The organism is Nonomuraea antri (assembly GCF_013283785.1).
Lineage (GTDB): Bacteria > Actinomycetota > Actinomycetes > Streptosporangiales > Streptosporangiaceae > Nonomuraea > Nonomuraea antri.
The window spans coordinates 1-13828 of the sequence record NZ_JABCPZ010000274.1; the positions used below are offsets into that span (position 1 = coordinate 1).

Here is a 13828-nt window from a genome sequence, read left to right on the forward strand (position 1 = left end):
GGCCCGGTACCGAGCGCCCGTTCGCCACGAGCGAGCACCCCTTACTCCTGCCCCAGGCCCACCAGGCGGAGTGCGCCGAACGCGTCCGGGGAGACGGCCGGGTGGCGGGGGGCGATGCCGGGGAGCCGGACGTACGGCGACCCGATCGGCGGCCGCACGTCAGGGTCGCCCGCGTTCGGCCACAGCGACATGGCGCGCTCGGCCTGCGCCGTGATGGTCAGCGACGGGTTCACCCCGAGGTTCGCGGAAACCGCCGACCCGTCCACCACGTGCAGCCCGTCGTACCCGTACACCCGGTGGTAGGCGTCGATCACCCCGGTCTCCGGTGAGTCGCCGATCGCGCAGCCGCCCAGGAAGTGGGCGGTGGTGGGGATGTCGAACAGGTCCAGCCAGGTCCCGCCGGCCAGCCCGCCGATCTCCTCGGCCGCGTGACGCACCGCCTCGTGACCTGCCGGGATCCAGGTGGGGTTGGGCTCGCCGTGCCCGAGCGTGGAGCGCAGCCCGAAGCGTCCTCGCCGTACCGTGATCGAGTTGTCCTTGGCCTGCATGACCAGCGCGATGATCGTGCGTTCCGACCAGTTGCGCAGGTTGAGCAGGCGCAGCGCGCGCAGCGGGTGCGCGGCGGCCTCGCGGGCGAAGGCGCGCCAGCGGGACTGGCCGCCGTCCACGAGCAGGGTGCGCAGCAGGCCCATGGCGTTGGAGCCGGTGCCGTAGCGGACGGGTTCGATGTGCGTGTCGGCGTCGGGGTGGATCGAGGAGGTGATCGCCACGCCGTCGTTGAGCTTCTCCCCGGCCGCGGAAGTGCGTTCGAAGCCGAGCAGCGCTTCGGAGTTCGTCCTGGTCAGGGTGCCGAGCCTGGCCGAGATCCGGGGCAGGACGCCGTCGTCGCGCAGCTTGTGCAGCAGCCGCTGCGTGCCGTACGTGCCGGCCGCGAAGATCACCTGCCGGGCGGTGAAGGACCTGCGCTGTCGCAGCGACCCGGTCCTGTGCGCCAGCACCTCGTACCCGCCGGACGGCAGCGGGCGCACGGACGTCACCGTGCACTCGGGGTAGACCCGCGCGCCCGACTTCTCGGCCAGGTAGAGGTAGTTCTTGATCAGCATGTTCTTGGCGCCGTGCCGGCACCCGGTCATGCATTCGCCGCACTGCGTGCAGCCGCGGCGCTTCGGCCCGGCCCCGCCGAAGTACGGGTCGACGCCGTCCTCGCCGAAGTAGACGCCGACCGGCGCGAGGTGGAACGTGTCGCCCACGCCCATCTTCTCCGCGACCTTGCGCATGATCTCGTCGGCGCGGGTCACGGTGGGGTTCCGCACCGCGCCGAGCATGCGTTTGGCCTGGTCGTAGTGGGGCGCCAGCTCGGACTTCCAGTCCGTGATGCGCGCCCACTGCGGATCGGCGAAGAACGGTTCGAGCGGCTCGTACAGGGTGTTGGCGTACACCAGCGAGCCCCCGCCCACCCCTGCCCCGGCCAGCACCATCACGCCGGCGCCGCGTTCGCCGCGCACCACGTGGATGCGCTGGATGCCCTTCATGCCCAGCCAGGGCGCCCACAGGTACTCGCGCAGCCGCCAGGACGTGGCGGGCAGCGTGGACTCGTCGAAGCGCCGCCCGGCCTCAAGCACGCCGACCCGGTAGCCCTTCTCGGCCAGCCTGAGCGCCGAGACGCTGCCGCCGAACCCCGATCCGATGACCAGTACGTCGAAGCTCACTTGAGCCTGAGCCTCCGCATCGTCTTCAAGGTGGTGGCCAGCACCTCGGCCCACTTGTCGTTCTGCAGGCCGAACGGCGCCTCGAACCCCATCCAGGCGGCCTGCGAGGCCACGGTCTGCACCTCGGTGTAACGCAGCAGCCCTTCCGCCCCGTGCCTGCGGCCCAGGCCGGAGGCCTTCATGCCGCCCATCGGCGCGTCGTAGGAGGCGTAGGCGGAGGCGTACCCCTCGTTGATGTTGACCGTGCCGGCCTTGACCCGCGCGGCCAGCGCCCGCCCGCGGGCCAGGTTCGCGGTCCAGACGGAGGCGTTGAGCCCGTAGATGGTGTCGTTGGCCAGGCCCACGACCTCCTCCTCCGAGGAGAACGGGTACAGCGCCACGACCGGCCCGAACGTCTCGCTGCGGCACAGCTCCATCTCGTCGGTGACGCCGGTGAGCACGGTCGGCTCGTAGAACAGCGGGCCCAGGTCCGGCCTGGCCCTGCCGCCGGCCAGCAGGGTGGCGCCCTTGGCGACGGCCTCGTCCACGTGCGCGCCGACCGCGTCGAGCTGGCGGCGCGAGGTGAGCGAGCCCATCTGCACCGACCAGTCGTGTCCAGCGCCGAGCTTGAGGTTCTTGACCTGCTTGACGAACTTGGCGGCGAACGCATCGAACACCGACGCGTGCACGTACAGCCGCTCGATCGACAGGCAGAGCTGGCCGGCGTTGGTGAAGCAGGCCCTGATCGCGCCCTGCACGGCCAGGTCCAGGTCGGCGTCGTCGAGGACGATCATCGGGTTCTTGCCGCCCAGCTCCAGCGAGCAGCCGATGAGCCGCTTGGCCGCCTCCTCGGCGATCTTCCTGCCGCCCCGGGTGGAGCCGGTGAAGGCCACGTAGTCGGCGCCGTCGAGCAGCGCGTCGCCGATCTCGTTGGGCTCGCCGAGCACGACCTGCCAGATCTCGCGCGGCATGCCCAGTTCGGCGAGCAGGTCGATGGTCCACAGCGTGGACATCGCGGTCTGCGTGTCCGGCTTGTGCACGAGCGCGTTGCCGGCCAGCAGCGCGGGCACCGCGTCGGTGACGCCGAGCGAGAGCGGGTAGTTCCACGGCGAGATCAGCGCGACCACGCCCTTGGGCTGGCGCAGCTCGGTCACGCGGGTGGCCACCGGGAAGATGCCCTTGCGTGACTTGGGGGCGAGCAGTCCGGACGCGCGGCGGGCGAAGTAGAGGCTGCAGCCGGCCACGTCCAGCACTTCCTCGAAGGCGTGCTTGCGTGCCTTGCCCGTCTCGTTCTGGACGATGTCCAGAATCTCGTCTCTTCTGTCCAGAATCGCGTCGTGGAGGCGCAGGAACGGCCGCGCGCGTTCCGCGATCGGGCGCGCGGCCCAGTCCGCCTGGGCGGCCCTGGCCTTCTCGTAGGCGTGCCGTACGTCGTCGGCGACGGAAATCGGCAGCTCGGCGAGGGGTTCGCCGGTGAAGGGAGCGATGATGACCTTGGTCTTGCCGCTGGACGTCACGTGCATGACAGAAGGATATTCCGGATGGCTACCGGCGGGTAGTTTTTGCGGATTCGCGGCATAGGGACAGAATCCCCTCATGCCATCCTTCGCTCCGCTCACACCCGGAGACCCTCAGAGCCTTGGGGGCCTGGGTCTCCTCGGCAGGCTCGGCGAGGGCGGCCAGGGCGTCGTATATCTCGCCAAGGACCACTCGGGCACGCACGTGGCCGTCAAGTGGCTGCGGCCCGAGCAATCAGGTGACCAGGTCAGCATCGAACGGTTCCTGCGCGAGGTCCAGGTGGCCCAGCAGGTGGCGCCATTCTGTACGGCGGCCGTTCTGGGCACCGGGCTCGAGCAGGACCGGCCGTACATCATCAGCGAGTTCATCGAAGGATCGTCTCTGCAACGGGTGGTGCAGGAGGAGGGCCCGCGCAGCGGCTCCACGCTGCACCGGCTCGCCATCGGGACCGCCACGGCGCTGGCCGCCATCCATCAAGCCGGAATCGTACACCGCGACTTCAAGCCGGCGAACGTCATCCTCGGCGCCGACGGCCCCCGGGTGATCGACTTCGGCATCGCGCGGGCTCTCAACGCGACCTCGACGATCAGCGGCATGGTGGTGGGCACGCCGGCCTACATGCCGCCCGAGCAGATCATGGGACACACGGTCGGCTCGGCCGCCGACATGTTCGCCTGGGCGGCCACGATGGTCTTCGCCGCGTCGGGGCGCGCGCCGTTCGGCAGCGACACCATGCCCGCGGTGATCAACCGGGTCCTGAACCAGCAGCCCGACCTGGGCGCGCTCGACGGGCAGCTGCGTGACGTGGTGGCCGCGTGCCTGACCAAGGATCCGGCGCTGCGGCCCACGGCCGAGCAGGTGATCATGCGGCTGCTGCAGAACCCGGTGCCCAACTCCGGCATGCTGGCCCAGGCCGCGGCGGCCGCCGGGGCCGCGCCGCCGCAGGGTCCGCCCCCTCAGACTCATCCCGGCCCGCCCGCCGCGCACGGCGGCCCCTCGCTCACAGGGCACCCAGGGCCGCCGGCCGGGCACACAGGGCCGCAAGGACACGCAGGGCCGCATACGGGGCATCCGGCCCACTCCGGCCCGCACACCGGGCATTCAGGCCCGCACACGGGCCACCCGGGCCCGCACACCGGCCAGCCGTGGGCGCAACCGCAGCCTCAGCAGCAGCACCAGCAACCACAGCACCAGCCGCAGCAGCAGCAGCACCTGCCGCCGCCCCTGTACGCGCAGCCCACGCACCCCAGCGGCTACGGCGCCACCCCGCCCGCCCGCAAGAGCAGGACGCCGCTGATCGTCGGCGTCACGGTCGCGTGCGCGTTACTGGTGCTGGCCGGCATCATCGTGGTCATCCAGCTCGACAAGCCCTCGGTCGACGATCCGCCCCCGGTGGCGCAGACCGACTCCCTCGTCACGCGGGAGCCGAACCAGACCACCAGCGCGCCCCCGAGCACCACGCCGCCGAGCACCACGCCCCCGAGCACGCCGCCCGTGCCCAGGACGGGCACCAAGCGGACGCTCCCCGGCGGCGCCATCTCGCTGTTCGAGAACCCGGCCGACCCGATCACGCTGACGTCCTACGAGATCTACGACAAGAAGAAGGACGACTGGATCGACTACGCCAGAGGCTCGCTGCGCGGCACGTTCACCAAGTACGCCGGCAACTGGGAGTCGATGGTCTCCCCCGACGGCCGCTACCTGGCCAGCCGGGGCCGCAGCTACAGCTCCGACGGCTACGACTTCATCGTCATCGCCGACCGCAACACCGGCGCCAGGAGCACGATCAAGACGGTGAAGAAGCCGCTGATCAGCACCATCCGCGCCTGGTCGAGGGACGGCTCGAAGATCCTGCTGAACATCGAGAAGAAGGTCGGCAACGACTGGATCTACCCGGGCGTGGCCGTCGTGGACGTGGCCGCGGAGAAGGCCAGGGTCATCACGATCAAGGACTCCCAGGTCCAGAGCACCGCCTTCGGCTGGGACGGCGACATGCAGGGCGTGGTCAACGTCGTCGGCAAGAACAAGGGCGTGCGCTTCTTCGACGCGTCGGGCAAGGCCACGCACACCGCGCAGAACGTCGGCCCGCTGCCGGCCGGCACGCAGGACATCTTCTCACCCTCGGGCAAGCAGTTCCTCAGCGACTGCCCGGGCGAGGACGAGATCGACACCTGCGTGTGGGACTCCAAGTCCGGCGAGCGGCTGCGCAAGTTCACCTCGGAATGCGACAAGGTGCTCGGCTGGTACAACGAGAGCCACCTGTTCTGCTGGGAGCAGGACATCGGCGACAAGGACGAGATCCAGGTCGTCGACCTCAACGGCAAACTGCTCCGCAAGCTGCTCGAAGTCCCCGACAACATCGACTTCAGCCCGGTGTTCACCATCAAACCCGGCGCGGGCTCCTGAACCATCCGGCGTCCGCAACCGTCATGGAGGTCATGAAGACGTCGTTCCGTACGGCCATGGCCGCCGCGCTCGTCGCGACGGCCACCGCCGCCTGCACTTCTGCCCAGGGGGCGGCCCCGGCTCCGGTCCCCCGGGTCACGCTGGACGCCGTACGCCTGGTCTCCTACAGCAGCTGCGACGACATGCTCGCCGGGCTGCGGGAACACGCGGCCCAGAACGTCGGCCCGTGGGGCTTCGGCGGCCCGCCGATCATGTACATGGAGAGCGAGGCGCGGGCGGACACCTCCGCCATGGCCAAGAGCACCGCCGACACGCCTGACCACTCCACCACGAACGTGCACGAGGCCGGCGTGGACGAGCCCGACCTGGTCAAGACCGACGGCAACCGGGTCATGACGGTCACCGACGGCACCTTGAAGATCATCGACACGGCGACCAGGAAGGTCACCGCCTCGCTGAAGCTGACCGAGGGCGACGAGCGCGCCTTCACGCCCGCCGACCTGCTGGTGTCGGGCGATCGGGCGCTGGTGCTGTTCCGCGGCGGCGACATCATGTTCAAGGCCCGTTTCGCCCCGGTCGGCGAGACCAAGTACGTGCTGGTGGACCTGGCCGGGCAGCCCAAGGTGCTCGGCTCGATCAAGCCGCAGGGCTCGTTCGTGGACGCCAGGATGGTCGGCTCGACGGTCCGGCTCATCACCCGCAGCCAGCCGAGCATCGAGTTCCCGCAGCCCAGCCAGGGCGACCAGAGCGACAAGGACAGGATCGCGGCCAACCGCGCGGTGGTGCGCGACGCGCCGCTGGACGCCTGGCTGCCCAAGATCGAGATCACCGACGCGTCCGGGGCCGTGAAGAAGGACGCCGTCAAGTGCGAGCGGGTGTCGCACCCGGCCGACTACACCGGCACCTCGCTGCTGACGCTGCACACCATCGACCTGGCGCAGGGCATCACGGCCGCGGGCACCGACCCGATCAGCCTGGCCGCCGACGGCGACACCGTCTACGGCAGCGGCACGAGCCTCTACGTGGCCAGCAACCCGCGCTGGTGGTTCCCCGCCGCGATCGACGTCGCCGAGGCGCCCGCGGACACCCCGACGGCCACGGCGACCGCCACGGCCCCGGCTCCGACCGGCTCAGGCGCGGCCCCGGCCGTCGAGCCGACGCCCAGCGATCCCGCCGTGTCGGCGAGCGCCGTGCCCGACCCGAGCCAGCCGTCGCTCATCACGAAGACGCCCAACCCGACCGACACCCCGACCGACAGCTCGTTCACCCCGACGCCGGCCTCGCCGACCGCCGAGCCGCCGACCTCGCCGAGTGCCGAGCGGTCGGCCGAGCAGCCGCCGCCTGAGGAGACCGAGGTCCACCGGTTCGACGTCAGCGCGGCGGGCCCGCCCTCGTACGTGGCCTCGGGCAAGGTGCCCGGCCGGCTGCTCAACCAGTACTCGCTGTCGGAGCACGAGGGACACCTGCGCATCGCCACCACGCTCGCCTCCCCCGACGGCAGCAAGAGCGCCAGCAGCGTGTACGTGCTCAAGACCGACACCATGGCCAAGGTCGGCGAGGTCGGCGGACTGGGCCGGGGCGAGCGGATCTACTCGGTGCGCTTCATCGGCCCGATGGGTTACGTCGTGACGTTCAAGCAGGTCGACCCGCTCTACACGCTGGACCTGCGCGACCCGGCGGCGCCGAAGGTGACGGGCGAGCTGAAGATCACCGGATACTCGGCGTACCTGCACCCGGCCGGCGACGGACGGCTGATCGGCGTCGGCCAGGAGGCCAGCGAGAAGGGCCGCACCCTGGGCACGCAGGTCTCGCTGTTCGACGTGAGCGACCCGGCCAACCCGCGCAGGCTGTCCCAGCTGTTCCAGAAGCAGTCGGGCTCGGAGGCCGAGTGGGACCCGCACGCGTTCCTGTACTGGCCCAAGACCGGCCTGGCGGTGATCCCGCTCTACACCTACGACCAGAACGGTCAGGAGAGCGGCGCCATCGCGCTGAAGATCGACGACAGTGGCGTGTCGAAGCTCGGCATGATCACGCATCCGGCGGTCAAGCAGCAGGGTCACACGTACCAGCCGGGCATTCAGCGCTCGATGATCATCGGCACTGAGATCTGGACCTTCTCGTACGAGGGCGTCCAGGTCAACGACGCCGCCACGCTCGCCGAGCGGGCCTGGATCCCGCTGCGCTGAAACGCCGCACGGAAAAGGACGCCGATTTCTGTCACAGATCGGCGTCCTTTCTATGGACACATCCCCACAAATAATGAAAAATCCACTGACAATATGGTGTCGGGCCGGGCGGGTGCCTCATGCCTTTCGTGGGACGAGCTCGTGAACTGTGTCAGTTGGCGGACGCGCTCAGCAGGCCGCCCGTCGTCGTCCTGATCGAGGGTGAGGCGGGGGTCGGCAAGACCCGGCTGCTCCACGAGCTGACCAGCCACCCGCTATCGACCAGCCACCCGCTGCCGGCCTGTCACCCGATGCCGGTGGGGCGGGCCGTGCTGACCGGGCGCTGCCATCCGATGCGGTTCCCGTACGGGCCGATCGTGGAGGCGTTGCGCGACGCGTGCCCGCCGCGCGAGCTGAACCCGGTGACCGGGGCGCTGCGGCCGCTGCTGCCCGAGTACGCGCACCTGCTGCCGCCGGCCCCGCCCCCGCTGTCCGACGCGCACGTGGAGCGGCACCGCCTGTTCCGTGGCGTGTTGTCGCTGCTGGAGGCGCTGTGCCCGGTCACGCTGGTGGTCGAGGACGTGCACTGGGTCGACCCCGACACCAGGGAACTGCTGTCCTTCCTGGCCCGCTGCCTGCCGGACACGGTCGGCCTGGTGCTGACCTACCGGGCCGAGGACCTGCGGCATCCGGTGGCCGAGGTGCTGGCGCACCTGCCCCCGCACATCGACCACGCCGAGCTGTCGCTGGCCCCTCTCGACCCCGAGGAGACCGCGCTGCTGGTCAAGCACCTGCTGCCGGGCTCGCTGCCGGGCTCGGCCGACCTGTGGCCGCTGACCGGCGGCGTGCCGTTCGCGATCGAGGAGCTGGCCCGCATGCTGGCCGAGGGCAGGGAGCCGGGCACGCCGCCCGCGCTGCGTGACGCCGTCCTACTGAAGCTGGAGTCGTTGCCGCTGGCGGCGCGGCGGATCGTGCAGGCGGCGGCCGTGATGAGCGACCCGGTCTGCGGCAAGACGCTGGCGGGCGTCGCGGGCGTGCCTGCCGAGCAGGGCGAGCGCGGGCTGGCCGAGGCGGTGCGGCGCGGCCTGCTGCGCGAGTGGACGCCCGGACGCTACGGGCTGCGCCAGCCGCTGACCAGGCAGGCCGTGTGCGAGTCGATCACGCCGACGGTCCGGCGCCGGCTCAACCGGCGGCTCGACGCGCCCGCGGAGCCGCAAGGCACGCTGTCGCCGCGCGAGGAGCAGGTGGTCAGGCTGGCCGCCGACGGCCTCACCAACAAGGAGATCGCCGAGAACCTGTTCCTCTCACCCAGGACGGTGGAGGTGCACGTGGCGAACGCGCTGCACAAACTGGGCCTCACCTCGCGCCGCCAGCTCAGCCGCTGAACGCGTTCCGAGACGGCGATTAAATGCCGGAAAATGCGGTAATTGCGCTTACCTCATGCCTCTTGCCGCGAATCCGACAGGCTTCCGCGACCGTCAGCAGCGGTGACTCAGTGGGCGTCTTCCCTTATAGCCGGATATATCCAATGAAACGGCCGACCGAGACGACCGCCCCTCTCACGGGCGCCCGCGCGGCCCGAGACGGCCCCTGACTCTCCACTACTACGTAGTCGCAATACGTGTGCCTTACGTATGGCCGCCAGCCTGATTCTGGCTCATGTTTTCAAGGGTCCCGTCCATCACCCCAGGAAGGGCTCACGCAGTCATGCGATCTCGAACCCCACTGTTCGCATTACTCGTCGGTGTGCTGGTGTTGCTCACCACGCCACTCCCCGTCTCCGCGGCCGTCACGGGCTCGCAGGAGGTCGGCACGTACATCGTCCAGCTCAGCCCCAAGCTGCGGGCCGCACCGCAGCCCACGGCGGAGGAGCAGGTACGCCAGGTCGGCGGCGAGCTGATCGGCGTCTACCAGCACGCCTTCAAGGGCTACACGGCCAGGATGAGCGAGGCCGGCGCGCAGGCGCTCAAGCAGAACCCGAACGTCCTGACCGTCGAGCCGGACGCCGAGGTCACCGCGTTCCCGCAGACCACGCCGACCGGTGTGAAGCGCATCTTCGGCCCCGACAACCCGAACCTGGACATCGACGGCGTCGATGACGTCCGCATCGACGTGGACATCGCCGTCGTCGACACCGGCGTGGACTACACCCACCCCGACCTGAACGTGGTCGCCAGGGCCAACTGCACGACCGGCTCCTGCGTGAACAACTCCGGCACCGACGACAACGGGCACGGCACGCACGTCGCGGGCACCGCCGGTGCGATCGACAACCAGGTCGGCGCGGTCGGCGTCGCCCCCGGCGCCCGCATCCACGGCGTCAAGGTGCTGAACGCGGCCGGCTCCGGCACGCTCGGCGCCATCGCGGCGGGCATCGACTGGGCGGTCGCGCGGGCGTCCACGATCGAGGTCATCAACCTGAGCCTGGGCTGCAACGGCTGCTCCAGCAGCGCCATCAGCACCGCGATCACGAACGCGGTGAATGCCGGCATCGTGGTCGTCGTGGCCGCGGGCAACAGCAGCGCCAACACCTCGACGTTCTTCCCGGCCAACCACGCCGACGTGGTCACCGTCTCGGCCATGACGGACAACGACGGCCTGCCCGGCGGGCAGGGCGGCAGCACGCTGTCGTGCCGCAGCGAGACCGACCAGGACGACACGCTGGCCTTCTACTCCAACTACGGCGCCGCGGTGGAGATCGCCGCACCGGGCACCTGCATCTACTCGACCTGGATGAACGGCGGCTACAACACGATCAGCGGCACCTCGATGGCCAGCCCGCACGTGGCCGGCGCGGCCGGCATCCTCACCTCGGGCGCCAACAAGCCGACCACCCGCGCCGGCTCGCTGGCCGTGCGCAGCACGCTGGTCTCCACCGGCAACTCCAACTGGACGGACGACTCCAGCGACGGCATCAAGGAACCCCTGCTCGACGTGCACGACGCCACCCAGTACCCGCCGGGCAGCGGCGGCAACCGGCCGCCGACCGCGTCGTTCACCAACTCGTGCAACCAGCTCGCCTGCTCGTTCAACGGCTCCGCCTCGGCCGACCCCGACGGCACGATCGCCTCGTACGCCTGGGACTTCGGTGACGGCAGCAGCGGCACCGGCGCCACGCCCAGCCACACCTACGCGGCGGCCGGGACGTACACGGTCAAGCTGACCGTCACGGACAACGCGGGCGCCACCGGGACGACCAGCCGGCAGATCGGCGTCGGCACCCCCACGAACCAGTCGCCCACGGCGAGCTTCACGCAGACCTGCCGGGTGATCTGGATCTGGCGGTACTGCGACTTCAACGGCTCGGCCTCCAGCGACCCGGACGGGACGATCGCCTCGTACGCGTGGAACTTCGGCGACGGCGGCACCGGGACAGGCGCGACGGTCCGGCACTTCTACAGCAGCGCCGGCGCGAAGAGCGTGCGGCTCACGGTGACCGACAACCAGGGCGCCACCGGGACGGTCACCAAGACGGTGACCGTGCCCTGACCCCGGTGATCCCCTGATCGGGTGGCCCGCTGCGGCGCGGGCCACCCTTTCGGCCTATTCGCCCGTCGCCCCGTCGGCGAGTTCGCGGGCGATGTCCAGATGACCGGCGTGCCTGGCGTACTCCTGCAGCACGTGGAACATGATCCAGCTGAGCGCCGGCCGCTGCGCGGGCGGCGGGAACCGGCCGATGTCGGTGGCCAGGTCCGTGAGCTGCGCGTCCGCCACGATCTGCCTGGACCGCTCGCACTGGGCCAGGTAGAAGGCCTTGATCTCGGCGTACGACTCGGGGGCCGCCCAGCGGTCGCGGTCGGCGTCGTGGTCGCCCCACGGGTCGTCCACCGGCTCGCCAGCGAAGTCCCAGCTGAACCAGCGCCGTTCCATGTACGCCAGGTGTTTCAGCAGCTCCAGGGGCGTCCACCCGGACGGCACCCGGCTCGACTCGGGCTCGGGGAACCCGTCGAGCTTGCGCAGGATCACCTCTCGGTAGTAGTCGAGGTATTCGACGAGCAGTTCGCGGGGATCGACGAAGTGCTTCGACGGCTCAGTCATGTACGCTCCGGCATGGCGACGGGGACGATTTCCGGCGCGCCCAGCCTGATGGCGTCCGCTTCCTGGTCGGTGTCCTGCTCCTGGGAGCGGCGCTCGGCCTCCACGCGCTTGGTGAAGTATTCCACTTCCCTTTTGACCTGTTCGCCGTCCCAGTCGAGCGGCCCGGCCAGCAGTTCGGCCGCCTCCTGGGCGACCGCGAGCCCCCGGTGGAACGTCTCGATCGAGATGTGGGTGCGCCGGGTGAGCACGTCGTTCAGGTGCCTGGCGCCCTCGTGCGTGGCCGCGTACACGACCTCGGCCCGCAGGTAGTCGTCCGCGCCGGCCAGCGGCCTGGCCAGCGAGACGTCACCCTCGATCAGTTCGAGCACCTCGTCGATGAGCGACCCGTACCGCCGCAGCAGGTGCTCGATCCTGGCCACGTGCAGGCCGGAGGTGTGCGCGATGCGGTACCTGGAGTTCCACAGCGCCTGGAAGCCCTCCGCGCCGACCAGCGGGATCCGGTCGGTGCACGAGTGCGGCACCCGCTGGTCGAGCCCGTGCACGACGGCGTCCACCGCGTCCTTGGCCATGACCCGGTATGTCGTGTACTTGCCGCCGGCGATCATCACCAGCCCCGGCACCGGGTGCGCCACGACGTGCTCGCGCGACAGCTTGGACGTCTCCTCCGACTCCCCCGACAGCAGCGGCCGCAGCCCCGCGTACACGCCTTCCACGTCGTCGCGGGTCAGCGGCGTGGACAGCACGGCGTTGACGTGGTCGAGCAGGTAGTCGATGTCCACCCGGGACGCGGCCGGATGCGCCTTGTCCAGCGTCCACACGGTGTCGGTGGTGCCGATGATCCAGTGCCGGCCCCAGGGGATCACGAACAGCACCGACTTCTCCGTGCGCAGGATGATCCCGGTCAGCGAGTGGATCCTGTCGCGCGGCACGAGCAGATGGATGCCCTTGGACGCGCGCACGTGAATCTGCCCGCGTCCGCCGACCAGCTCCTGGATGTCGTCGGTCCACACACCGGTGGCGTTGACCACCTGGCGGGCCCGCACGTCGAGCTCGCCGCCGGTCTCCAGGTCACGCACCCGCACCCCGGTGACCCGCTCACCCTCCCGCAGGAACCCCACCACCTGCGCACGCGGCGCGACGTGGGCGCCATAGGTGGCGGCCGTCCTCAGCATGGTCATCACATATCGGGCGTCGTCGACCTGCGCGTCCCAGTACTGGACGGCTCCCGTGAACGCGCTCCTCTTCAGCGCCGGCGCCAGCCGCAACGCCCGCGACCTGGACAGATGCCGATGCCCAGGCACCCCGCGAGTCAGCCCCGAGGCGAACCCCAGCGTGTCGTAGAGCGCAACCCCGGCGCCCACATAGGGCCGCTCCCACCCGAAGTGGGTCATCGGGAACAGGAACGGCACCGGCCGGACCAGATGCGGCGCGATCCGCTGCAGCAGCAACGCCCGTTCCTGCAGGGCCTCCCTGACCAGGTCGAAGTTGAGCTGCTCCAGGTAACGCAGGCCGCCGTGGATGAGCTTGGACGAGCGCGAGGACGTGCCCGAGGCGAAGTCGCGGGCTTCGAGCAGGGCCACGTCCAGGCCCCGGGTCACGGCGTCCAGCGCCACCCCGGCGCCCACCACCCCGCCGCCGACGACCACGACGTCCAGCTCCCGCTCGCCCATGCGCTCCAGAGCCAGCGCCCGCTCGACCGGCCCGAGCCGTGCCTCGCCCCTGCCCGCCGTCATGATCCCCCCTGGATGGCCAATCGTCTGCCTTGCATACGTACCCAGGGGGTGCCGGGGCGTCACCGCACCTGGGTTTCCCGGGCGGGCCACACACAAAGGGCTCCACGGGCGGGCGACGCACAAAGGGCTTCACTTGGGGGGCGCTTCGCGCCACGGGAGTTCAGGCGTTTTCCCAGTCGGGCCAAGGGCCCGACCCCTGAAGGCCTTCGCTCCGCTCAGCCGCCTTGTCTAGAAGGGGCAAGCCCGACCATGACCAGCTGGATCAGGCCCACGGGAAACC

The 13828-nt window shown here is 70.4% G+C and carries 8 protein-coding genes; 4 read left to right on the forward strand and 4 right to left on the reverse strand.

Annotation, left to right across the window (positions count from 1 at the left end; all coding sequences use genetic code 11):
* Nucleotides 1-41 precede the first annotated feature (41 nt).
* Together HII36_RS47890 and HII36_RS47895 are read right to left on the reverse strand one after the other, a co-directional pair.
* Nucleotides 42-1709: an FAD-dependent oxidoreductase gene (locus tag HII36_RS47890; RefSeq protein ID WP_173530050.1), complete on the reverse strand. Its 1668-nt coding sequence runs from the start codon at nt 1707-1709 to the stop codon at nt 42-44.
* Nucleotides 1706-3211, reverse strand: a complete 1506-nt coding sequence (locus HII36_RS47895) for a succinic semialdehyde dehydrogenase (protein WP_173530051.1) — start codon at nt 3209-3211, stop codon at nt 1706-1708. The genes HII36_RS47890 and HII36_RS47895 overlap by 4 nt, the downstream gene beginning before the upstream one ends.
* 73 nt (nt 3212-3284) lie before the next feature.
* Between HII36_RS47895 and HII36_RS47900 the strand changes: the two genes are divergently transcribed.
* The 4 genes from HII36_RS47900 (at nt 3285) to HII36_RS47915 (ending at nt 11266) form a co-directional block, all read left to right on the forward strand.
* On the forward strand, nt 3285-5612 hold the full coding sequence (locus HII36_RS47900) for a WD40 repeat domain-containing serine/threonine protein kinase (RefSeq protein ID WP_173530052.1): 2328 nt from the start codon (nt 3285-3287) through the stop codon (nt 5610-5612).
* Nucleotides 5613-5644: 32 nt separating this feature from the next.
* Complete coding sequence (locus HII36_RS47905; RefSeq protein ID WP_173530053.1) at nt 5645-7798, forward strand: beta-propeller domain-containing protein; 2154 nt, start codon at nt 5645-5647, stop codon at nt 7796-7798.
* A gap of 119 nt (nt 7799-7917) precedes the next feature.
* Nucleotides 7918-9162 (forward strand): helix-turn-helix transcriptional regulator, encoded by a 1245-nt coding sequence (locus HII36_RS47910; protein ID WP_268959796.1) that lies wholly within the window; start codon nt 7918-7920, stop codon nt 9160-9162.
* A gap of 361 nt (nt 9163-9523) precedes the next feature.
* Nucleotides 9524-11266, forward strand: a complete 1743-nt coding sequence (locus HII36_RS47915) for a S8 family serine peptidase (protein WP_328808223.1) — start codon at nt 9524-9526, stop codon at nt 11264-11266.
* Nucleotides 11267-11320: 54 nt separating this feature from the next.
* Here the strand turns inward: HII36_RS47915 and HII36_RS47920 are convergent, their stop codons facing one another.
* Nucleotides 11321-11815, reverse strand: coding sequence for a DinB family protein (locus HII36_RS47920; RefSeq protein ID WP_173530056.1), 495 nt, complete (start codon nt 11813-11815; stop codon nt 11321-11323).
* Nucleotides 11812-13548, reverse strand: coding sequence for a glycerol-3-phosphate dehydrogenase/oxidase (locus tag HII36_RS47925; protein ID WP_173530057.1), 1737 nt, complete (start codon nt 13546-13548; stop codon nt 11812-11814). The genes HII36_RS47920 and HII36_RS47925 overlap by 4 nt, the downstream gene beginning before the upstream one ends.
* Nucleotides 13549-13828 lie beyond the last annotated feature (280 nt).